This window comes from Kitasatospora sp. NPDC004531 (assembly GCF_053602195.1).
This window is the reverse complement of record NZ_JBSGDD010000047.1, coordinates 21,017-42,226: the sequence shown is the minus strand read 5'-3', so window position 1 is coordinate 42,226 and position 21,210 is coordinate 21,017. Positions and strand designations below refer to the sequence as shown.

General features: G+C 73.5%; 18 protein-coding genes. 11 read left to right on the top strand and 7 right to left on the bottom strand.

The annotated features are described in order from the left end of the window. The first annotated feature begins 241 nt into the window (after positions 1-241). From ACWEMJ_RS19860 to ACWEMJ_RS19845, 4 genes are read left to right on the top strand one after another with little or no spacing between them, the layout of a single operon-like run. The gene (locus ACWEMJ_RS19860; RefSeq protein WP_452138373.1) at positions 242-1,783 is read left to right on the top strand and encodes a cytochrome ubiquinol oxidase subunit I; all 1,542 of its coding nucleotides are present in this window, start codon (positions 242-244) and stop codon (positions 1,781-1,783) included. Between the two features lie 11 nt (positions 1,784-1,794). After that, positions 1,795-2,799, top strand: a complete 1,005-nt coding sequence (gene cydB, locus ACWEMJ_RS19855; protein ID WP_452138372.1) for a cytochrome d ubiquinol oxidase subunit II — start codon at positions 1,795-1,797, stop codon at positions 2,797-2,799. A gap of 34 nt (positions 2,800-2,833) precedes the next feature. Next, positions 2,834-6,289: a thiol reductant ABC exporter subunit CydD gene (cydD, locus tag ACWEMJ_RS19850; RefSeq protein ID WP_452138385.1), complete on the top strand. Its 3,456-nt coding sequence runs from the start codon at positions 2,834-2,836 to the stop codon at positions 6,287-6,289. A 43-nt stretch (positions 6,290-6,332) separates the two neighbouring features. Beyond that, the gene (locus ACWEMJ_RS19845; RefSeq protein WP_452138371.1) at positions 6,333-8,114 is read left to right on the top strand and encodes a sensor histidine kinase; all 1,782 of its coding nucleotides are present in this window, start codon (positions 6,333-6,335) and stop codon (positions 8,112-8,114) included. Positions 8,115-8,133: 19 nt separating this feature from the next. On the opposite strand, the gene ACWEMJ_RS19840 is transcribed toward ACWEMJ_RS19845, so the two are convergent. From ACWEMJ_RS19840 to ACWEMJ_RS19820, 5 genes are all read right to left on the bottom strand, one after another. After that, positions 8,134-8,526 carry a PIN domain-containing protein gene (locus tag ACWEMJ_RS19840; RefSeq protein ID WP_452138370.1) on the bottom strand — a complete coding sequence of 131 codons (393 nt, stop codon included), beginning with the start codon at positions 8,524-8,526 and terminating at the stop codon, positions 8,134-8,136. Beyond that, positions 8,523-8,801 (bottom strand): hypothetical protein, encoded by a 279-nt coding sequence (locus ACWEMJ_RS19835; RefSeq protein ID WP_452138369.1) that lies wholly within the window; start codon positions 8,799-8,801, stop codon positions 8,523-8,525. Before ACWEMJ_RS19835 ends, ACWEMJ_RS19840 begins: the two co-directional genes overlap by 4 nt. A gap of 48 nt (positions 8,802-8,849) precedes the next feature. Continuing rightward, positions 8,850-9,662 carry an HAD family hydrolase gene (locus tag ACWEMJ_RS19830; RefSeq protein WP_452138368.1) on the bottom strand — a complete coding sequence of 271 codons (813 nt, stop codon included), beginning with the start codon at positions 9,660-9,662 and terminating at the stop codon, positions 8,850-8,852. 64 nt (positions 9,663-9,726) lie between these two features. Then, the gene (locus tag ACWEMJ_RS19825; RefSeq protein WP_452138367.1) at positions 9,727-10,635 is read right to left on the bottom strand and encodes a hypothetical protein; all 909 of its coding nucleotides are present in this window, start codon (positions 10,633-10,635) and stop codon (positions 9,727-9,729) included. 81 nt (positions 10,636-10,716) lie between these two features. After that, the gene (locus ACWEMJ_RS19820) at positions 10,717-11,133 is read right to left on the bottom strand and encodes a hypothetical protein (RefSeq protein WP_452138366.1); all 417 of its coding nucleotides are present in this window, start codon (positions 11,131-11,133) and stop codon (positions 10,717-10,719) included. Between the two features lie 264 nt (positions 11,134-11,397). Between ACWEMJ_RS19820 and ACWEMJ_RS19815 the strand changes: the two genes are divergently transcribed. Together ACWEMJ_RS19815 and ACWEMJ_RS19810 are read left to right on the top strand one after the other, a co-directional pair. Next, positions 11,398-12,333, top strand: coding sequence for a hypothetical protein (locus tag ACWEMJ_RS19815; protein WP_452138365.1), 936 nt, complete (start codon positions 11,398-11,400; stop codon positions 12,331-12,333). 189 nt (positions 12,334-12,522) lie between these two features. Next, positions 12,523-13,419, top strand: coding sequence for a LamG domain-containing protein (locus ACWEMJ_RS19810; protein ID WP_452138364.1), 897 nt, complete (start codon positions 12,523-12,525; stop codon positions 13,417-13,419). A gap of 54 nt (positions 13,420-13,473) precedes the next feature. On the opposite strand, the gene ACWEMJ_RS19805 is transcribed toward ACWEMJ_RS19810, so the two are convergent. Both ACWEMJ_RS19805 and ACWEMJ_RS19800 read right to left on the bottom strand, forming a co-directional pair. Continuing rightward, the gene (locus ACWEMJ_RS19805) at positions 13,474-14,541 is read right to left on the bottom strand and encodes a ParB-like protein (protein ID WP_452138363.1); all 1,068 of its coding nucleotides are present in this window, start codon (positions 14,539-14,541) and stop codon (positions 13,474-13,476) included. Between the two features lie 151 nt (positions 14,542-14,692). After that, positions 14,693-15,580: an LLM class flavin-dependent oxidoreductase gene (locus tag ACWEMJ_RS19800; RefSeq protein WP_452138362.1), complete on the bottom strand. Its 888-nt coding sequence runs from the start codon at positions 15,578-15,580 to the stop codon at positions 14,693-14,695. A gap of 340 nt (positions 15,581-15,920) precedes the next feature. Between ACWEMJ_RS19800 and ACWEMJ_RS19795 the strand changes: the two genes are divergently transcribed. From ACWEMJ_RS19795 to ACWEMJ_RS19775, 5 genes are all read left to right on the top strand, one after another. Beyond that, positions 15,921-17,210, top strand: coding sequence for a DUF7544 domain-containing protein (locus ACWEMJ_RS19795; protein ID WP_452138361.1), 1,290 nt, complete (start codon positions 15,921-15,923; stop codon positions 17,208-17,210). A 200-nt stretch (positions 17,211-17,410) separates the two neighbouring features. Beyond that, the gene (locus ACWEMJ_RS19790) at positions 17,411-18,346 is read left to right on the top strand and encodes a hypothetical protein (RefSeq protein WP_452138360.1); all 936 of its coding nucleotides are present in this window, start codon (positions 17,411-17,413) and stop codon (positions 18,344-18,346) included. Between the two features lie 34 nt (positions 18,347-18,380). Beyond that, positions 18,381-19,322, top strand: a complete 942-nt coding sequence (locus ACWEMJ_RS19785) for a hypothetical protein (protein ID WP_452138359.1) — start codon at positions 18,381-18,383, stop codon at positions 19,320-19,322. Continuing rightward, positions 19,319-20,164, top strand: a complete 846-nt coding sequence (locus tag ACWEMJ_RS19780) for a hypothetical protein (RefSeq protein WP_452138358.1) — start codon at positions 19,319-19,321, stop codon at positions 20,162-20,164. Before ACWEMJ_RS19785 ends, ACWEMJ_RS19780 begins: the two co-directional genes overlap by 4 nt. After that, the gene (locus tag ACWEMJ_RS19775; protein WP_452138357.1) at positions 20,161-21,174 is read left to right on the top strand and encodes a hypothetical protein; all 1,014 of its coding nucleotides are present in this window, start codon (positions 20,161-20,163) and stop codon (positions 21,172-21,174) included. The genes ACWEMJ_RS19780 and ACWEMJ_RS19775 overlap by 4 nt, the downstream gene beginning before the upstream one ends. Positions 21,175-21,210 lie beyond the last annotated feature (36 nt).

Genomic DNA, 21,210 nt, shown 5'->3' with positions numbered 1-21,210 from the left:
TGTCAAGCGCCGTTCGGTACAGCCGGGGCTCCTCGCGGCGGCTTGTGGCGGCCCGCGCGGCCGACCGATCATCTGGCTGTCGGCAAATACCCCCCCCGTGCGAACGCACCGATAAGCATCATGGATACTGCTCTTGTGAACGTGTTCACGTTCACAAGCGGACAAGCTTGGGCAGGTACGCCACCCCCGCGTGCTAAATATGCTTTTTGTCCGGTATGCACATCCTGTGAGAGAGGGCGCAGTGGACCTAGCAGTCGCTCACGAGACCATCTCGCGATGGCAGTTCGGCATCACCACCGTCTACCACTTCCTCTTCGTGCCACTCACCATCAGCCTGGCCACGATCGTGGCCTGCCTGCAGACGGCGTGGGTGCGTACCGGCAAGGAGAAGTACTTCCACGCCACCAAGTTCTGGGGCAAGCTCTTCCTGATCAACATCGCCATGGGCGTGGTCACCGGCATCGTGCAGGAGTTCCAGTTCGGCATGAACTGGTCCGACTACTCCCGCTTCGTCGGCGACGTGTTCGGCGCCCCGCTGGCGATGGAGGCGCTGATCGCCTTCTTCTTCGAATCCACCTTCATCGGCCTGTGGATCTTCGGCTGGGACAAGCTCCCGAAGAAGATCCACCTGGCCTGCATCTGGATGGTGGCCATCGGCACGGCGCTGTCCGCGTACTTCATCCTGGCCGCCAACTCCTGGATGCAGCACCCGGTCGGCTACCGGATCGACCCCGCCACCGGCAAGGCCCAGCTGACCGACATCGTGCGGGTGCTGACCCAGAACACCACCCTGGTGCAGGTCTTCCACACGCTCACCGCGGCCTTCCTCACCGGCGCCGCCTTCGTGGTCGGCATCTCCAGCTACCACCTGTGGCGCGCCAAGCGGGGCAAGCAGCCCGACCGGCGCAAGACCGCCGCGATGCGCACCTCGCTGCGCTTCGGCCTGGCCATCGCCGTGGTCGCCGGCCTGGGCACCGCGATCAGCGGCGACACCCTCGGCAAGGTCATGTTCGAGCAGCAGCCGATGAAGATGGCCGCCGCCGAAGCCCTCTGGGACACCCAGGCCCCCGCCCCGTTCTCGGTGTTCGCCGTCGGCGACGTCTCCAAGGGCCACAACTCGGTCGCCCTGGAGATCCCCGGAATACTGTCCTTCCTCGCCCACAACGACTTCTCGTCCGAAGTCCCCGGCATCAACGACGTCGCCGCCGCCGAGGCCGCCGCGCACGGCGGCGACCCGACCGACTACATCCCCAACATCTTCGTCACCTACTGGGGATTCCGGCTGATGATCGGCTTCGGCATGACGTCCTTCGTCGCCGCGCTGATCGGCCTGTGGACCACCCGCCGAAGGTTCTGGCTCGCCCCCGAGCACCGCACCGGCGACGACGAGCCGCCGAAGCTGATGCTCACCAGGAACCGCGAGATGAGCGTCTTCTTCACCCGGTGGAGCTGGCGGATCGGCATCCTCACCATGGGCTTCCCGCTGATCGCCAACAGCTTCGGCTGGATCTTCACCGAGATGGGCCGCCAGCCCTGGGTGGTCTTCGGCCTGATGTTCACCCGCGACGCGGTCTCCCCCAACGTGAGCGTCGGCACCCAGGTCCTCGGCCTGTGCACGCTGACCGCCCTGTACGCGATCCTCGCCGTGATCGAGGTCAAACTGCTCGCCAAGTACGCCGCCGCCGGCCCCGACACGGACGAGAAGCCGCCCGCCAAGGACCCGACCCTGCGCGGTCCCTCCGACGACGAGGACGCCGACAAGCCCCTCGCCTTCGCGTACTGAGGACGGATCACATGCACCTGCACGACCTCTGGTTCATCCTGATCGCCGTCCTGTGGATCGGCTACTTCTTCCTGGAGGGCTTCGACTTCGGCATCGGCATCCTCACCAGGCTGCTGGCCCGCGACACCACCGAACGCCGCGTCCTGATCAACACCATCGGCCCGGTCTGGGACGGCAACGAGGTGTGGCTGCTCACCGCCGGCGGCGCCACCTTCGCGGCCTTCCCCGACTGGTACGCCACCCTGTTCAGCGGCTTCTTCATCCCGCTGCTGGTCATCCTGGTCTGCCTGATCGTCCGCGGCGTCTCCTTCGAGTACCGGCACCAGCGCGACAGCGAACGCTGGCAGCGCAACTGGGAACTCGCCATCTTCTGGACCTCCCTGCTGCCGTCCTTCCTGTGGGGCGTCGCCTTCGGCAACATCGTCCGCGGCGTCGAGATCGACCAGGACAAGAACTACGTCGGCACCCTCTGGGACCTGCTCAACCCGTACGCGCTGCTCGGCGGACTCACCACCCTGGTGCTGTTCACCTTCCACGGCGCGGTGTTCGCCGCCCTCAAGACCGACGGCGACATCCGGCACCGGGCCCGCGTCCAGGCCAACGTCCTCGGCCTGGTCACCGCGGCCCTCGCGGCGGCCTTCCTGATCTGGACCCAGATCGACTCCGGCAACGGCTGGAGCCTGGCCGCGCTGATCGTCGCCGTGCTCGCCCTGGTCGGGGCGCTCGGCGCCAACCAGGCGGGCCGCGAGGGCTGGGCGTTCGGCCTCAGCGGCCTGACCATCGTCGCCGCCGTCGGCATGCTGTTCCTGTCGCTGTTCCCCGACGTGATGCCCTCCACCCTGAACGCCGACTGGTCGCTGACCGTCAGCAACTCCTCGTCCTCGCCCTACACGCTCAAGGTGATGACCGTGGTCGCCCTGGTCTTCACCCCGATCGTGCTGCTCTACCAGGGCTGGACGTACTGGGTGTTCCGCCGCCGGATCGGCGTCCAGCACATCCCCGCCGCCCACCACTGAGCCAGGAGCACACCTGATGGACAGCCGGCAGCGGATGCGACCGATCGACCCCCGGCTGCTGGCCCACGCCCGCACCACCCGCGCCTTCCTCGCCGGATCCGTGATCCTCGGCGGGGTGGGCGCGGCCCTGCTGGTCGCCCAGGCCGCGCTGATCGCCGACCTCGTGGTCCGCGCCTTCCAGCGCGGCCAGCACCCGCTGTGGGGGCCGCTGCTCGGCCTCGCCGGCGTCACCCTCGGCCGGGCGCTGGTCGCCTGGCTGACCGAACTCACCGCGCACCGCTCGGTCGCCACCGTCAAATCCACCCTGCGCCGCCGCCTGCTCGACCACGCCACCGCGCTCGGCCCCGGCTACCTCACCGGCCGCCGCACCGGCGACCTGGCCACCCTCGCCACCCGCGGCGTCGACGCCCTCGACGACTACTTCGCCCGCTACCTGCCGCAACTGGCCCTCGCCGTGGTCGTCCCCGCGGTCGTGCTCGCCCGGATCCTCGGCGCAGACTGGGAGTCCGCCGCGATCATCTGCGTGACGCTGCCGCTGATCCCGCTGTTCATGATCCTCATCGGCTACGCCACCCAGGCCCGCACCGACCGCCAGTTCGCCGGCCTGTCCCGGCTCTCCCACCACTTCCTCGACGTCGTCGCCGGCCTGCCCACCCTCAAGGTCTTCGGCCGCGCCAAGGCCCAGGCCGCCGCCATCGGCCGGATCACCGAGGACTACCGCCGCGCCACCCTGCGCACCCTGCGGCTCGCCTTCGTCTCCTCCTTCGCCCTGGAACTGCTCTCCACCCTCTCCGTCGCCCTGGTCGCCGTCTCCATCGGCTTCCGGCTGGTGAACGGCACCCTCGACCTGGAGACCGGCCTGCTGGTGCTGGTCCTCGCCCCCGAGGTCTACCTGCCGCTGCGCCAGGTCGGCGCGCTCTACCACTCCAGCGCAGAAGGACTCGCCGCCGCCGGGAAGATCTTCGAAGTCCTGGAGACCCCGCTGCCCGAGGCCGGCCGCCGCCCCGCCCCGCCGGCGGCCGGCGCCGACCTGCGCGTCGAAGGCCTGACCGTCCGCCACCCGGGCCGCGCCCAGGACGCCCTGCACGAGGTCTCGCTGGTGGTACCGGCCGGACGCACCACCGTGCTGACCGGGCCCAGCGGCGCCGGCAAGACCACCCTGGTGAACGCCGTGCTCGGCTTCGTCCGGCCCGACGCCGGACAGGTGCTGATCGGCGGACAGCCGCTCGCCGACACCGACCTGGCGAGCTGGCACGCCCAACTCGCCTGGGTCCCGCAGCACCCCCACCTGTTCGCCGGCACCGTCGCCGAGAACGTCCGCCTCGCCCGGCCCGACGCCACCGACGCCGAACTCGCCGCCGCCCTCGCCGCCGCCCACGTCGACTTCGCCCGCCCCGACACCCCGCTCGCCGAGAACGGCCACGGCCTCTCCGCCGGCCAGCGCCAACGCCTCGCCCTGGCCCGCGCCCTGCTCGCCGACCGGCCGCTGCTGGTGCTGGACGAGCCCACCGCGCACCTCGACCCCGTCACCGAGGCCGCCCTGCTGGAGACCCTCCGCGGGCTCGACCGCACCGTGCTGCTGATCACCCACCGGCCCGCGCTGATCGCCCTCGCCGACCACCACGTGCACCTGCCCGGCCCGCCGGCCGAGCCCCGCCCCGCCGCTCCGGAGCCCGCACCGGCGGCGACCCGGCCGGTACCGCGACCGGCGGAGCAGGACGAACCGGCCGCCGACGGACCCGCCCGGGTGCCCCGAATGTGGCTCGCCGTGCTGCTCGGCTCGCTCGCCCTCGGCTGCGCCGTCGCCCTGATGGGCACCTCCGGCTGGCTGATCTCCCGCGCCTCGCAGATGCCGCCCGTGCTGTACCTGATGGTCGCCGTCACCTCCGTCCGGGCGTTCGGCATCGGCCGCAGCGTGTTCCGCTACGCCGAACGGCTGGTCTCCCACGACGCCGTGCTGAAGGCCCTCGGCGGAATCCGCACCGCCGTCTACCGCCGCCTGGAACAGCTCGCCCCCGCCGGCCTCCCGCAGTTCCGCCGCGGCGACCTGCTGTCCCGACTGGTCGCCGACGTGGACGCCGTCCAGGACTTCCACCTGCGCTGGCGACTGCCCGCCGCCACCGCCGTCGTGGTCTCGCTCGCCGCCTCCGCCGCCCTCGCCGCCTTCCTGCCGCTCGCCGGACTCGTGCTCGCCCTCGGCCTGCTGCTCGCCGGGGCCGCCGTCCCCGCGCTGGAACGCCGGATCTCCGGCCGCCTGGAGCGCCGGCACGCACCCGCCAAGGGCGAACTCGCCACCGCCGTCCTCGACACCCTGACCGGCACCGCCGAACTCACCGTCGCCGGCGCCCTCCCCGCCCGGCTGCGCGCCACCCGCGCCGCCGACGCCGCGCTGACCCGGCTGGCCGGGCGCTCCGCCGCCTCCGGCGCGCTCTCGGCGGGCCTGGTCGCGCTGGTCTCCGGCCTGACGGTGGTGGCCTCCGCCGCCGTCGGCGTGCACGGCGTCGCCTCCGGCGCGCTGCCCGGCGTCTGCCTGGCCGTCGTCGTCCTGACGCCGCTCGCCGCGTTCGAGGCGGTCGCCGGGATGCCCACCGCGGTGCGCTTCCGCGAACGCGCCCGGGCCTCCCGGGAGCGCCTCGCCGAGGTGCTGGCCGCACCGCTCCCGGTGGTCGAACCGGCCGCGCCCAGGCCGCTTCCCGCCGAGCAACTCCCGCTGGTGGTCAGCGACTTGACCGCCCGCTGGCCCGGCGCCGCGGACGACGCGCTGCGCGGCGTCGACCTCGAACTGCGGCCCGGCCGGCGCGTCGCGGTGGTCGGCCCGTCCGGCTCCGGCAAGACCACCCTGGCGCACGTCCTGCTGCGCTTCGTCGAACCCTCCGGCGGCTCCGTGCGGCTGGCCGACGGCGTGGACACCCGGGACCTGGCGGGCGAGGACGTCCGCCGGGTGATCGGCCTGTGCGCGCAGGACGCGCACGTCTTCGACAGCTCCGTGCGGGAGAACCTGCGACTGGCCCGCCCCGACGCCGACGAGGACCGGCTGCGCGCCGCGCTCGGCCGGGCACGGCTGCTCGACTGGGTGGACGGCCTGCCGGACGGCCTCGACACCATGGTCGGCGAACACGGCGCCCGCCTCTCCGGCGGCCAGCGCCAGCGCCTCGCGCTGGCCCGCGCGCTGCTCGCCGACTTCCCCGTGCTGGTGCTGGACGAGCCCGCCGAACACCTCGACGTCGCCACCGCCGACGCCCTCACCGCCGACCTGCTGGCCGCCACCGAGGGCCGCACCACGCTGCTGATCACCCACCGGCTGGCCGGCCTCGACGACAGCAGCGTCGACGAGGTGCTGGTGCTGGACGACGGCCGGGTGGTCGAACGCGGCCGCTGGTCGCAGCTGGCGGACCGGCCCGGCGGCCGGCTGAACGCGATGCTGGCCCGGGAGCGGGCCGGCGAGACGCGCGTCGCGGCCGCCGCCCCGGCCGGTCGGGCCGCGCGCTGACCCGAATACCGGACGAACTGGGACGAACGGGCACACTGGTGGCATGGATCACCCGGCCGCCGAGAACGGTCCACCGCGCATCCCCGAGATCTCCTCGCTCGGGCTGGACACCCTGGTCACCGAGGTCTCGGAACGGCTTCAGTCCGCCGCCGCCGTGGCCGACCGGATGCAGCGCCTGCTGGAGGCCGTGGTCTCGGTCGGCGCCAACCTCGACCCGCACACCACCCTGCAGCGGATCGCCTCCGGCGCCGCCGAACTGGTCGACGCCCGGTACGCCGCGCTCGGCGTGGTCAACCCGCACGGCGGCGGCCTGTCGGACTTCATCCACGTCGGCGTCGACGGCGCCACCGTCCGCCGGATCGGCCACCTGCCCACCGGCGGCGGCATCCTCGGCGCGCTGATCGACGACCCGCGGCCGCTGCGGCTCACCGACCTGTCCACCGACCCGCGCTCGGTCGGCTTCCCGCCCGGACACCCGCCGATGGTGTCCTTCCTGGGCGTGCCGATCCGGGTCCGCGGCGAGGTGTTCGGCAACCTCTACCTGTCCGAGAAGCAGGGCGGCGGTTCCTTCACCCCCGAGGACGAACAGGTGGTGCTCGCGCTGGCCGCCGCCGCGGGCGTCGCGATCGAGAACTCCCGGCTGTACGAGGAGGGCCGGCGCCGCGAACGCTGGATCACCGCGGCCGCCGCCGTCACCACGTCGCTGCTCTCCACCGACGAGGCCCGGATCGCGCTGACGGTCGCCGCCGAACAGGTCCGCGAACTCGCCGAGGGCGCGCTCGGCATGGTCCTGCTGCCGGCCGGCGAGGACCGGATGCGGGTCGCCTACGCCTCCGGGGAACGCGCCGACTACCTCGCCGGCGAACTGCTCCCCCGGAGCGGCCTCGCCCCCCGGCTGCTGGCCGGCGAACCCGTGAACCTGGACGATCCGGCCACCGCCCCCGAAACCGCCTCGGTCGGCCAATTCGACCGGCTGGCAGGGGAGTTCGGGCCGTGCCTGGCCGTGCCGATGGTGTCCGCGGGCCGGGTGCTGGGCGCGCTGTGCGTGTGGCGGGCGGCCGGCACCGCGCCCTTCACCGGCACCGAACGGCAACTCGCCCAAACCTTCGCCTCGCAGGCCGCGCTGGCCCTGCGCCTCGCCGAGTACCAGCTCAACCAGCAGCGCCTCGCGGTCTTCCAGGACCGCGACCGGATCGCCCGCGACCTGCACGACCTGGTCATCCAACGCCTCTTCGCCACCGGCATGATGCTGGAGGGCGCCGCCCGCCGGGCCGTCGTCCCCGAGGTGCGGCAGCGCATCGGGCAGGCCGTCGACGAACTCGACGCCACCATCCAGGAAGTCCGCACCACCATCTACGCCCTCCAGCACGACGACACCGACGACGAGCCCGACACCCTGCGCACCCGCGTCCTGCGCGAGGGCAGTCAGGCCGCGGCGGCGCTCGGCTTCCGGCCCGCGATCACCTTCACCGGCCCGGTCGAGAGCCTGGTCGGCGAGCAGGCTTCGCGCCAACTCCTCGCCGCGCTGCGGGAGATGCTCTCCAACACGGCCCGGCACGCCCGCGCCTCCCGGGTCGCCGTCGAACTCGACGCCACCGTCCACCTCGGCCCCGACGGCCGCCCCGTCCGCCCCGACCCCGACTCGCCCGGCCTGCCCGGCGTCCTGCTCACCGTCACCGACGACGGCATCGGCATCCCCCCGGACGGCCGCCGCTCCGGCCTGCGCAACCTCACCCGCCGCGCCGAAGCCCTCGGCGGCGACGCCTGGCACGAACCCGGCCCCGACGCCAAGGGCACCCGCGTCCGCTGGACGGCCCGGCTGTGACGGCCGGTCGACGGGGAGGTCAGACGGGCAGGACCGCGATGCGCGGGTGGCACAGTCGCCGCAGATCGTCGGTGTCACTGGTCACGACGGTCACCCGGCCGCGCTCCAGATGGGCCGTCGCGGCGAGCATCGCGTCGATCGCGTACTTGTGGCCGTGCAGGCCCTCGGCTGCCAGCAGCCGGCTCGCGTCCCGTGCGACCTCCTCGGTGACGGGGCGCACCTTGGTGAGCGAGACGGCGTGGTCGAAGGCCGCTTGTGGCACCTTCGGGTCGCGGGCCTCGACCAGGGTGGCGGCGCTGGTGACCAGCAGCAGGTCCAGTGTGCGGGCGGCGTCCAGCCAGGTGGTCATCGAACGGTGCCGTCGGGAGAGCTTGGAGAGCGCCTCGCTGTCGAGCACCAGCGTCCCGCTCACGCGGCGTCCGCGGAAGCGTCTCCGGGGTGTGCGGCGTGGTGGGCGCGGACGCTCTCGACCAGGGCCGCGACCTCGGCCGGGTCGACCGGGCCGTGCTCGGCCTCCGCGGCGGCGATGAAGTCGTCGACGGCCTCCCGCTGCAACTGCCGCTGGACGGCCTCCTCGATGTAGGAGGAGACGCCCTGCTTCCCGGCGCGCGCGCGGATCGCTTCGAGGGTCTCGGCACGCAGCGAGACGCTTGTCACCCGGGTCCGGCCGGGGCGGGAGCTCTCCATGGGGAAAGTGTAGTACCCGATGTGTGACAGGCCCGGGGCGGGCGGAGGTCAGAGGAGGGTTTCGATGATCGCGGCGACGCCGTCGTGTTCGTTGCTGGCGGTGTGGCGGGTGACGGCGGAGAGGACCAGGGGGTGGGCGTTGGCGACGGCGTAGGACTGGCCGGCCCAGGCGAGCATGTCGAGGTCGTTGGGCATGTCGCCGAAGGCGATGACCTCGGTGGCGTCGATGTCGTGCTGGGCGCACCAGCGGGCGAGGCTGCTGGCCTTGGTGACGCCGGGGGCGCTGATCTCGACCAGGGGGATGGGGCTGGAGCGGGTGACTTCGGCGAGCGGGCCGACGGCGGCGCGGGCGCGGTCGAGGAACTCGTCGGGGGAGAGGTCGGGGTGCTTGCCGAGGAGCTTGAACAGGCCGTCCACCCGGCCGGAGGCGAGCAGTTCGGCGGCCGGGCCGACCGGGTGGTCGTCCTCCGACTCGCCGAAGAAGACGGTGTACCCGGCCTCCCGGGCGAACCCGCCGGGGAACTCGAACGCGAAGGCGGTGCCGGGCAGTTCGGCCCGCAGCCGCTCCACCACGGCGAGCGTGTCGGCGCGCTCCAGCGGACAGGTCTCCAGCAGTTCGCCGCGCCGGACGTCGACCACCGCGCCGCCGTTGGAGCAGATCGCCACGCCGTGGCCGCCGATGTGCGGGCCGAGGTGGCGCATCCAGCGCGGCGGGCGGCCGGTGACGAACACCACCTGCACCCCGGCGGCCTCGGCGGCGGCCAGCGCGGCCGCCGTCCGGGCGGAGACCGTCCCGCCGGGGCACAGCAGGGTGCCGTCGAGGTCGGTGGCGATCAGGCGGGGGCGCGGGGAGGCGGTCATCCGTCCATCTTCGCGCACTTGTACGGGAAGCGGGCCCGCCCCCGGGGAGGCGGGCCCGGGGCGGTCAGGCGGCGACGTTCAGGGTGAGCGCCGCGGTGTGCAGGGTGCCGCCGGTCTGGAACTGGAGGAACAGCCGCCAGTCGCCGGGCTTCGGCAGTTCGGCGTGGATCGACAGGGTCGGGCCGCCGCCCCGGGCGGTGACCTCGGTCTCCGGGTGGAGGTGCGCGAACGCCTGGTCGCCGGCGTGGAAGGCGGTCAGGTGGGCGTACGTCTCCAGGTAGGGCTCCAGGTCGGTGACCGGCTGCCCGTCCTTGCTGACGGTGACGGTCAGCTCCCCGGCCGCGCCGGCCTTCGGCGCGCCCGCCACGGCGACGGTGTAGCCGTCGACGGTGGTGCTCGTGGCGGCCGCCGGCAGCGGCACCGCACTGGCCTGCCCGGCGACGGTCGTGGTGCGGCTGAGCACCAGCCCGGTGCCCTTGCCGCTGCCCGCGCCGGGGACGAACGAGGCGTACATCCGCCAGTCGCCGGGCTGCAGGGCGGCCAGCGGGGCCGTCCAGGTGCCGTCGGCGGAGCGCGTCGGGTGCAGGTGCTGGAAGCCGGACAGGTCGGAGCGGATCGCGTAGAAGTGCATCTCCTTGGTCTGCTCGGGCTGGTACTCGGTCAGCACCTTGCCGTCCGGGCCGGTCACGGTGAACCGGTACTCGGTGCCGGCCAGGCTGCCGTCGAGGCGGTAGCCGCCCCGCTCGGCGGCCAGTCCGTCGGCGCTGTCGCCCATGCCCGCCATGCCCTCGGGGCCGTGGCTCATGCCGGGCATGGCGTCGTGCCCGGCGGCGGAGCCGCTCGCGGAGGGGGCGGCGCCGTGCTCCATGCCGGGCATCGGGTCGCTGCCGCAGGCGGCCAGCGTCAGGGCGAGCGCGGCGGCGGCAGCGCCGGCCAGCAGGGTGCGGCGGGTGGTCGTGGTGGTGCGGGTCATCGGAGTTCGCTCCAGGATGCGGGTGTTCTGCGGGCAGGACGCGGCGCCCGGCGGCCCTCGACGGGCGGCCGGGTGGCGTTCTCACCTGCGGGCGACGCAGACCCTGGTCAGCAGTTCCCGCCCGCTGTCCGGCGGTGACCTGCCGGTCTCGGCGCCGCCCGTCCGGAGCGGTCCGGCGACGGCGGGCGGCTGCGGGTGGCTCCACGGCGCGGCGGCGGACGGGCCGGCCAGCGGCGCCCGGTCGCGGGCCGGGGTGGAGACGCAGTCGGCGGAGGTCCGACCGTGCGCGCCCGGCGCACCCGCGGCGACCCGCCCGCCCCCTTCATCGGCGTGCGCCCCCGGGTGGGCCGCCATCGCGGCGCCTTCGGCCGGGTGGCAGCCGGCGGCGCTCGCCGGGCTCCCGTGCATCAGGAACAGCCCGAGCAGCAGGGCGCACAGCACCGCCCACCGGGCGACCGTCCGCCCGGCGGGGTGGCTCACCCGCACGGCCCGTTCCACCCGGGAAACGATACCCCCGCCCCGTATCTGTGCACGTGGGGCGGCAACGGGTCGGGCTGTCGGCCGACGGACCGTCAGAAACTGGTCCGTCCGGGTGAGGTACGGGTGCGACCGACTGTTGCCCCGCGGTGACGAATCACTGATCTGCCTCGGACATCCGATCGACAGAATTCTTTCAGCGGCGCTCGCCCGGCCAGCGGAAACGATCAGGGGCACCCGCCGCATCCACTACTCGCAGTCACCAGTTCCTGGGGGGAACTTCCGATGTCCGTCCGTACCCGCCGCACCCGCCTCGCCGTTCTCGCCGCCACCGCCGTGCTCGGCGCCACCATTCCCGTCCTCGGCGGGGCCACCAGCGCCTGGGCCTGCGGCGACGCCCAGCCGGCCGCCTCCGCGACCGCGTCCGCCCCGGCCGACGCCCCGGCGGCGGAGCCCAAGCCGGAGGTCGGGCTGCTCCCCCGGGACGCCCGCACGATCACCGAGGGCGGCGCCGCGGTCGAGTTCGGCGTCGAGGTCTACAACGGCGGCACGGAGATGCTCAAGGGCGTCCAGCCGTTCCCCACCTTCTCCAACGACGCGGGCGACATCGCCGGCAACCTGCACGCCGAGGACCTGGTCCTGCAGGTGGCGCACAACGGCGTCTGGAAGACCATTGCGCTGAAGCCCGGCTGCGACCCGACGCTGCGCGGCGACTACTCCTTCCTCGCCACCGACCTGGCGCCCGGCCGCGCCACCCGCTTCATGTTCCGGCTCTCGGTCACCTCGCACTCCACCGCGGCCCAGAAGCAGGTCGACGTTCGGGTCGGCGTCCAGCAGCCCTACCAGAGCCACCTGCGGGAGACCCCGCACTTCACCCTCCCGATCGTCCACCCCGCCGCCCCGGCGCCCACCGCCACCACCAAGGCCCCGAGCGCCCCGGCCGCGACCCCCTCGGCGCAGACCCCGGCCGTCAAGGACGCCGCGGCCCCGGCCGCCGCCCCGGCCGTCGTGCCGGCTGCCGCCCCGGCCGTCGTGCCCGCCGCCGCGGTCGAGAGCACCACCCCGAGCCCGGCCTCCGTTCCGGCCGGCACCGTCAACCTGGCGTCCACCGGCGGCGGCTCCGGCTCGACCCCGATGCTGATCGGCGGCACCGTCCTGGTGCTGCTCGGCGCCGGCGCCGTCACGCTGTCCGCCCGTCGTCGGGCCACTCGCCGGGGCTGACGGAATCTGCTCAACTCCCGTTCGCCTGGCGGTTGTTCAGGCGAACGGGACGCAGCGACGAGCGCCGTTCCGGTTCGCGTGTTCGAACCGGGCCCCCTAGAGTTCCGCCGACAGGCAAGCGGACGGATCGGGGAGAACGTGGCGGGCAGGCGGGCGGCGGGCAGTGCGGCGGGCGCGACCAGGGAGCCGATGGCGGGGGGACCGGAAGCGGCGTACTGGCGGACGATGGCCGAGGTCGACGCACGGGAGGCCCGCCGCAAGCGGACCCTGGGCATCACCGCGCTGGCCACCGGCCTGGTGACCGTCGGCGCGATGGTCGCCGTCGCGGTGATGATGGACGACTCCGCCGGCCCGGCCATCCCCAAGGCGGCGCAGGTCGGCGCCGCCCCCTCCGCCGCCCCGTCCGCGAGCGCCTCCGCCGGGCCGGGCGGCAAGGGCGGCACCGGCACGGAGGTCGCCGACACGGTGCCCGGCCTGAAGCTCGGCGGCGCCGCGAAGGTGGGCGCCGCCGCCGGCCGCGACGGCAAGGCGCTGCAGCTGACCGGCAGCGGCGACGCCTGGGCCGAGGCCGCCGACGCGTCCGTGGACACCACCAAGGACTTCACCGTCTCCGCCGTGGTCCGCAACGACGCCGCGAGCGCCTCCAAGGCGGCGCTGTCGCAGAACGGCGAGCAGTTCTTCTCCTTCTACCTGGGACGCGAGGACGCCGGGAGCAACCGCAACCGCTGGGTCTTCAAGGTGCAGACCGCCAACCAGGACGGCAAGAGCGCCCTGGCGGTGTCCGGCGGAGCCGCCGCCACCGGCCAGTGGACCACCCTGACCGGCGTCTACAACGCCAAGGCCAAGTCCATCTCGCTGTACGTGGACGGCACCCTCGCCCAGACCACCGCCGCGCCGTCGGTCGTGCACGGCACCGGCCCGCTGGAGCTCGGCCGGGCCCGCTCCAAGTCGCAGTGGACGGACGCCTGGAACGGCTCGATCACCGGCGTCCAGGTCTGGAAGAAGGCGCTGACGGCCGACCAGGTCTCCAAGGCCGCCACCGGCAAGGCCACCGAGGCCCCGGCCGTGAGCCTGCTCGGCTCCTGACACCCGGGACGCGCGAAGGCGGCCGCCGGCCCCCTTCGCGCGTCGCGTGCCGACTCAGCCCAGGCCGTTGACCCGCCTGTACTCCAGCGCGTACGCCAACTTGCCCGGCTTGGCGTCCGAGTACGGCTTGCTCAGCTTGTCGAACTCGCCCTTGTTGGCGGCCTTCCCGGCGTTCCACTGGTCCAGCGCGCCCAGCTCGGCCGCGGTGAAGCCGTTGTTGACGACGGTGCTCTTCGGCAGCGCCGCCATCGCCTGGGTGGTGCCCTTCACGGCGGCCAGGTAGCCGGCCAGGTCGGACCGGTCCCAGGAGGAGAGGTCGACCGGCGCGGCGTCCCGGATCCAGCTGCCCCAGTAGAACTCCTGGAACGGCACCGAGTTCTGGGTGTAGCCGATGTCGCGGCCGAAGTAGAGCAGGCTGCGGTACTTGTCGTCCTGGAAGTTCGCCAGCCCGACCGAGGTCGGCAGCTTGTTGACCTTCACCGGGTTGCCCTGCGGGTCGCTCAGGTACACCCACTTCTCGGCCCGCATCCGCTCCCAGAAGTCCTTCTGGGTCAGCGTGCTCAGGTTGGCCAGCACCCGCAGCCGCACGTGCAGGTTCGCGCCGCCGTCCGGGGTCTCGTAGAACGAGGTCAGCGTGTGGTGGCCGTCCGTCAGGAACGGTTCGCCGCCCGGGCCGATCACCACGGTCTTCATCGCGGCCGCGCTGTCCGCGGTCTCCCCGCCGACCGGCAGCGCGCAGCTGAAGGAGGACGGGTCGTCCAGCCGCGCGTCCGGCCGCACCGCGACCGCCTCGATCCGGCCGTCCGCCTCGCACCAGTCGCTGAACTTCTTGTTGACCGCGTCCTTGCCGAGCGTGTACCGGCCGAGCTTGTAGTACACCTCGTCGAAGCCCAGCGACGGCTGCGTCGGGTGGACGTCCCCGATCCGCACGTCCAGCAGCTCCCCGGGCCGCGCGCACAGGTAGCCCGCGAACGGCGTGTGCCGGTTGTCGTGCCCGCAGAACGACGGACGCTGCCCCGGCGCACCGGGCGCGGCCACCGCGCTCGGCGCCGTCGCGGCAACACTGACCAGGGCCGCGCCGACCGCCAACAGCGGGACCGCGGACGGGACTCGGAATCGCATGACACTCCCTGCGAGGGTGGCTGAATGTGCCCGTGAGCGTCCCAGCGCCCGGCCAACGCCCGGCATCACCACCGTGGCATCGCGGCGAACGCGGCCCGACGATCGCGGCTCGGCCGACGTCGCCTCCGGGGCTCGGCCGTCCGGTCCCGGGTCAACTCAGCTGGTCGAGGCCCTCGGTGGCGATCCGTTCGAAGACGTCGGGGTCGGTGGCGAAGATCGAGTCCGGCACCGGCCAGTGGATCACCAGCTCGGTGATGCCCAGTTCCTGGTAGCGGCCGGCCCAGTCGACGAAGGCGTTCAGGGACTGGAGCGGCTTCTCGGCGGTCGAGCCCTGCAGCAGCAGCTTCTCCAGCTCGCCGACGTCCCGGCCGGCCGCCTCACAGGCCGACGTGAGCTTTCCGAGCTGTCGGGCGATCACCTCGGGCGCCTGCTCCACCGGCACGTCGGCCGGGCCGCGCGGGTCCCCGTACGTCACCCAGCCCTGCCCGTACTCCGCCGCGAGCCTGAGCCCGCGCGGCCCGGTGGCCGCCACGTAGAACGGCACCCGGGGCGACTGCACGCAGCCGGGGATGTTCCGCGCCTCGACCGCCGAGTAGAACGTCCCTTCCCGCGTGGTGGCGTCGTGCCGCAGCAGGTCGTCCAACAGCGGCAGGAACTCCGCGAACCGGTCCGCCCGCTCCTTCGGCGACCACGCCTGCTGGCCCATCGCCGTCGCGTCGAAGCCCGTCCCGCCCGCGCCGATGCCCAGCGTGAGCCGCCCGCCGGACACGTCGTCCAGCGTGATCAGTTCCTTGGCCAGCGTCACGGGGTGGCGGAAGTTCGGCGAGGTCACGAGGGTGCCCAGACGCATGCGCTGGGTGGCCGTCGCCGCGGCCGTCAGCGTCGGGACCGCCCCGAACCACGGCTCGTCCCGGAAGGACCGCCAGGACAGGTGGTCGTACGTGTACGCGGCGTGGAACCCGAGGTCCTCGGCCCGCTGCCAGATCTTCTGCCCCTCGCCCCACCGGTGGATGGGGAGGATCACCGTGCTCAGACGCATGCAGCCGACCCTACGCGTACCCACCGGCGAGTGACGGTTCGAGCAGGCTTCGGCGACGGTGCCCGGGGGCCGGGGCGCGGAGGAGGGGTGGTCACGGATGGCCGAGGGAGGCCCGGAACTCGGCGTCCGGCGTGTGCGGCACCTGTTGAACGACCAAGTCGGTGCGCTCGACCGTGTCACGGAGACCGTCTGCCTCTGGGTCGGCCTCCTCCCGCGCAGATGGCGTGACGGGAGGTCGGGAGGGCGGCAGGGGGTGGGTCGGGGGTGGGCGGGGGTGAGGCCTAGGCTCGTCGGCAAGTTCCGGGGCCGGCCCGGGGCGGTGGTTTCTGGAGGGGTTCGGATGAGTACGGACGGCGGCGGTTCCGGGCAGCGGCCCGGCGGGCAGTGGGGCCAGGGGCAGCCCTACGGTCAGGGCCACTGGCCGGGGGCGGGCGGCCCGGGCGGGTGGGGGCAGGGGCCCTGGGGGGCTGCTCCGGTCGCGCCGAAGCCGGGGGTGATCCCGCTGCGTCCGATGTCGTTCGGCGAGATGTTCGGCGCCGTGTTCGACACCATCCGCCGCTGCTTCACGGCGCTGTACCTGCCGCTGCTGGCGGTGACGGGCGTCGGCGCGGTGCCGGTGGTGCTGGTGTCGCTGCTGGGCGTGGGCGGTGTGCGCGACGCGCTCGACCGGCTGCCGAAGGACGGGGAGGACCCGACCGGCGAGCAGCTGTGGGACGTGATGAGCCCGATGCTGCTGCTGTTCCTGGTGGTCGGACTGGTGCTGTTCGTCCAGTACCTGATCGCCGCGCCGCTGTCCACGGTGGTGCTGCGGGCCGCGACGCTGGGCCGTCGGATCACGGCCCGGCAGGCCTGGAAGGAGACGCTGCCCCGGCTGTGGCCGGCCGTGCTGTCGCAGGCCGCGGTGTTCGTGCCGCTGATGCTGCTGTACGTGGTGGCGCTCGTCGTCCCGTTCGTCCTCGGGGTGCTGTTCGACAATCCGCTGCCGATGCTGCTGCTGCTCGTGCTGTTCCCGGTCGTCGCGATCGGCGCGTTCTTCGTGATGATCCGGCTGATCCTGCAGGTGCCGGTGGTGGTGCTGGAGGAGAGCACGCCGGTCGGCGCGATCCGCCGGGCCTGGCGGCTCAACGAGGGCAACTGGTGGCGCAGCCTGCTGCTGACCACGGTGGTGGCGCTGACCGGCCGGCTCGCGGCCAACATCGTGGCGGCCCCGTTCATGATGGTCCTCAGCGGCATGATGCCGGCCGTCTTCTTCGGCAACCTCGACCAGCAGGAGACGGCCACGGTGCCCAGCACCGGCGCGCTGACCGTGGTGCTGGCGCTCGGGATGCTGTTCATGCTGGTGTTCACGATGGTGACCGCGCCGCTGACCCCGCTCGCCAACGGCGTCATGTACATCGACCGCCGGATCCGCAACGAGCGCCTCGACATCGCCCTGGCCGAGGCCGCCGGTATCCCGCTGACCGACCCCGCCGCACCGCCCGCCGCGTACGCCGGGCAGGCGCCCGCGCAGCCCTCCGCGCAGCCCTCCGCGCCCGCGCCGCGCGCCCCGGAGGAGCCGCCTGCGGTGCCCGCGGATGCCCCGTCGGATCGGCCTGCTCCGTCCACGAAGGATGACTCGGGGACCAGCTGATCGGGCCGGGGGTTGCGTTTCGGTCACGGCCTGTCCGATTGGCTCGGGATTGCGGCAAATCGGCGGCGCGGGCGTGTTGTTGACGGCTGCACAGGACTCCCATAATTCGTGCACCGCATGGTGACGCCGGTGTTCGAGCCGGCCGGGGGGACGGTTCGTGCCGCCATGCGGTCGTCCATGCGCACTCTGGGGGGAGACCCTTGTCCGTTTCCGAACCGACCCCTGGTCAGGAGTCGGCCGCCGAGCCTGCCGAGCAGGCGGCGGCCACCGAACCCAACCCGTCGTCCACCCCGGCTCCGCCCGGCCCCGAGCAGCCCGCGGTCGAGCTGCCCGCGGGCGACGAGGCCGCATTCGACGAGGCCGCGGCCGCCGAGCAGCAGCCCGCCGCAGGCCGTGGCGGGCTGCCCCGGGCGGCCGCCGTGGCGCTGTCGGTGGCGGTGCTGCTCGCGGTGACCGCGACCAGCGCCGCCATCACCGTCGCCGTCGGCAAGCCCGACCGGAACAAGGCGGTGGCCGCCGCGCCGGCGCCCGCCACCAGCGCCTCGGCCAGTGCGAGCGCCTCCGCCTCGCCCAGCCCGTCGCCCAGCGCGCCCCCGTCGGCGATCCCGGCGCCCCGCCCGTCCAGCACGCTGCAGGGCAGCGTCTCCGGCGGCAAGCACACCGGCGACCTGCGGTACTTCCTGCTGCCGGTGCCGGACAACGCCGACCCGTACGGTTCGCCGGACGGTGCGATGCTGAGCACCGACGACCTCCAGGCGCAGTACAGCGACGACGTCGACATCAAGGAGGTGCTGGACTCCTGGGGCTTCAAGGACGCCGCCGGCCGCACCTACCGCCTCCGGGACGGCAAGACCGAGGTGCGCTCGGAACTCAAGCGCTTCGGCCGCACCGACCGCGCGCAGGGCTTCGCCGACCACTCGGGCTACGGCGACGACTCGTTCGACATCGACGGGGTGCCGAACGCCAAGGGCTACATCTTCAAGCCCAAGCAGCAGGCGTACACCGGTGCGCTGATCGGCATCGGCGTGGTCGGCGACGTGGTCTACGAGATCACCGTCGAGGTGCAGGGCGACCCCGACAAGGCGCTGCTCGCCGACGCCATGAAGCGCGAGCGCGACCGCCTCACCAACGGCTGACGTCCGTCCCGAACTCTTCTTCCAGGAGTACCAGTTGAGCACCGAGTCCACGGGCGCCGCGGAGCCCGGGGCGGCCGCCGCCGTGCCGTCCGAACCCCCGGCGGCCGGCCCGGCCGTCGAAGCACCCCTCGAAGCACCCGCCGAGCAGCCCGAGGCGCCGGCCGCAGAAACCCCCGAGACCCCCGAAACCCCCGAGACGGCCGCCGAGGCCCCCGAGGCCCCCGAGGCCCCCGAGGCCTTCGGGCAGGTCGAGACGCTCGCGGCCGGCCCGGAACCCGCCCGCAAGCAGCGGAAGTTGAGCGCCGGCGCGCTGTTCCTGACCGCCGTGGTGGCCGGCCCGGTGATCGGCGCCGCCGTCGGGTACGGCATCCAGGCCTCGCGTCCGGCGACGCCGCTGCCGGCGCTGGTCGCGCCGAAGCTCGGCTACTCGGCCGAGCGGGTCGACGCCAAGGCGCTGGCCGCGGCCGGTCCGCAGCCGCTGAACATCGACGGCGACCTGCGCGCCCTGCTGATCAAGCGCCCGGACGGCTCCAAGGACCGGACCGAGGGCGACGGCGACCGCTGGATGTCCGTCGCGGACCAGGCGGAGACCTTCGGCGACAGCGCCGAGACGTTCAGCAACCTGCTGCTCTCCGGCTGGCGCCGGGAGGCGACGGTCAGCTGGTCCGTCGATGACGTCACCTACCGGATCTACCTGACGCAGTACGCGCCGGAGAGCGCGAACAAGGCGCTCGCCGGCATGAGCCCGCGCCGCAGCGATGTGGACATGTCGAAGATTCCGGGCAACGACGACAGCGTGGTCATGGTCTCCAAGGTGCCCTCCACGTACGCCCGCAGCACCGAGCAGTACTACTGGGCCGAGGCCCTGGCCCGGAAGGGCACCGTGCTGATGGCCGTCGAGGTCTTCGCCAAGAACCCCGTGGACCGGTCCCAGCTGGAGGACATCGCCAAGCGACAGTGGGAGCGTCTCGCGTGACCGACATCGAATCCCCCGAGCCGGCCGCCGCCACGTCGACCGGTGCCGAGGTCGTCCAACTCGGCGAAACCGCAACGGAGTTCACCGAGCAGACGGCCGCGCCCGCGAAGCCGCGCCGTACCGCGCTGAAGGCCGCCGCCGCGCTGGTCGCGGCGGCGCTGGTCGGCGTCGGCATCGGCGAGGTGATCATCAAGGTCCACTACCAGGACACCCCGGCCCCGACGGTCGCGGCCCCCGCGCCCTCGGCGAGCCAGGCCGCCCAGCAGCAGTGGGGCGCGAAGTCCAACGGCAACCACTTCGGCAGCCTGCGGGACCTGCTGCTGCCGGTGCCCGGCGGCTACCGGCTGGGCCCCGACTACAAGTCGATCGGCAACGACCACGAACTCCGCGACCAGGACCTGGACAAGGCCCGGGAGGACTTCCTCGCCCACATCCCGGAGAAGTACCGCAAGGACGCCCAGGACGCGCTGACCTCCCTGCACCTCCAGGGCATCGGCGCGCGCAGCCTGGTCACCGCGGACAACCGGACCATGGTGACGCTGGTGCTGAGCCAGTACAACCAGCAGGCCGTGGCCGCGGAGAACAACTCGTACGGCAAGTGGTACACCGACAACGAGCTGTACCGGCTCGGCCCGGGCGTCGTCGGGCACCCCGAGGCGCACTGCGCGCTGCCGATGCTGAAGGCCGGCGACGAGCTCGACTCCCTGGAGTGCTACGCCGGCGTGGGCGACCTGCTGGTGCAGATGGAGGTCGAGGGGGTCGCGCCCCTCGACCAGAACAAGGTCGTCGACCTGTTCCGTCAGCAACTCGACCGACTGGCCATCCCGGGAGCCACCGCATGAGCACCGACATCACCCCGAACTCCGGGCCGGTCGAGCCCACCCGCCCGGACGCGGAGACCGCCGCCCCGACCGGCGTCCCGGCCGATGCCCCGATCGCCGTCGAGCCGCCCGCCGAGGACGGCACGCCCGCCCGGACGCCGAAGCCCGACCGCAAGCGGCTCTGGCAGGTCGGCGCGGCCCTGCTGCTGACCGTGGCGACCGGCGCGGCCGCCGCGGTCGCGGTGACCCTGCCGGACCGCACCGACCTCCCCGGCCTGGCCACGCCGAACGACGGCCGGTACGCCTTCCCGGAGTTGACGCTGCCTCCGCTGCCGGTCGGCGCCTCCGCCCCGGCCGACTACCGGGTCAAGACGCACGCCGCCGACCTGCGCGGCCTGCTGCTGCCGCTGCCCAAGGGCGCCGTCGGCACCGGCCCGTCCGCCGCCCCGAGCGCGAGCCCGAACGCGTCCGGCTCCGCGTCGCCGAGCCCGAGCCCGAGCGCCGACCCCGGCGCCTCCGGCACCGCGTCGCCGAGCGCGCCGGCCACCCTGCCGCCGGTGGCGGGCCGCTGGATGCCCTGCGACCGGGACATGATGCTGGCCAAGGAGGACAAGTACGCCAAGTGGCTGATCAGTGACGCCTGCCGGGCCGCCGCCGGCCAGGGCTGGACCGCCAAGGACGGCACCACCACCGAGCTGCGGCTGATCCGGTTCGGCTCGCAGGACGAGGCGAGCCACTTCTTCTCCAACACCGACATCATGGGCGAGACCAAGGACATCGAGTCCTCGCGCCTCGACCAGGACGGCAAGTACCCCGTCGCGTTCGGCCAGGTCGTGGTCCGCCTCTCGGAGGCCCGGTCCGGCGGCCTGCCCACCGGCCGGCTCGGCTGGCTGCAGTGCGGCGACATCGTCGCGCTGGTCCAGCTGACCAACCCGCACGGCGTCAACGACCAGGCGTTCCACCAGGTGCTGCTGCTGCAGAGCGCGCTGCTGGCCGGCGGCATGAGCAACGCCGACACGAAGGTCAGTTGACGGAGCGTCGGCTCCGGCCCGTCCCCCGGAACCCCT

Excerpts from the sequence above, each read along its gene's own strand:
- cydB (WP_452138372.1), top strand. The coding sequence starts at position 1,795 with ATGCACCTGCACGACCTCTGGTTCATCCTGATCGCCGTCCTGTGGATC.
- cydD (WP_452138385.1), top strand. The coding sequence starts at position 2,834 with ATGCGACCGATCGACCCCCGGCTGCTGGCCCACGCCCGCACCACCCGC.
- ACWEMJ_RS19845 (WP_452138371.1), top strand. The coding sequence starts at position 6,333 with ATGGATCACCCGGCCGCCGAGAACGGTCCACCGCGCATCCCCGAGATC.
- ACWEMJ_RS19835 (WP_452138369.1), bottom strand. The coding sequence starts at position 8,801 with ATGGAGAGCTCCCGCCCCGGCCGGACCCGGGTGACAAGCGTCTCGCTG.
- ACWEMJ_RS19830 (WP_452138368.1), bottom strand. The coding sequence starts at position 9,662 with ATGACCGCCTCCCCGCGCCCCCGCCTGATCGCCACCGACCTCGACGGC.
- ACWEMJ_RS19825 (WP_452138367.1), bottom strand. The coding sequence starts at position 10,635 with ATGACCCGCACCACCACGACCACCCGCCGCACCCTGCTGGCCGGCGCT.
- ACWEMJ_RS19815 (WP_452138365.1), top strand. The coding sequence starts at position 11,398 with ATGTCCGTCCGTACCCGCCGCACCCGCCTCGCCGTTCTCGCCGCCACC.
- ACWEMJ_RS19810 (WP_452138364.1), top strand. The coding sequence starts at position 12,523 with ATGGCGGGGGGACCGGAAGCGGCGTACTGGCGGACGATGGCCGAGGTC.
- ACWEMJ_RS19805 (WP_452138363.1), bottom strand. The coding sequence starts at position 14,541 with ATGCGATTCCGAGTCCCGTCCGCGGTCCCGCTGTTGGCGGTCGGCGCG.
- ACWEMJ_RS19800 (WP_452138362.1), bottom strand. The coding sequence starts at position 15,580 with ATGCGTCTGAGCACGGTGATCCTCCCCATCCACCGGTGGGGCGAGGGG.
- ACWEMJ_RS19795 (WP_452138361.1), top strand. The coding sequence starts at position 15,921 with ATGAGTACGGACGGCGGCGGTTCCGGGCAGCGGCCCGGCGGGCAGTGG.
- ACWEMJ_RS19775 (WP_452138357.1), top strand. The coding sequence starts at position 20,161 with ATGAGCACCGACATCACCCCGAACTCCGGGCCGGTCGAGCCCACCCGC.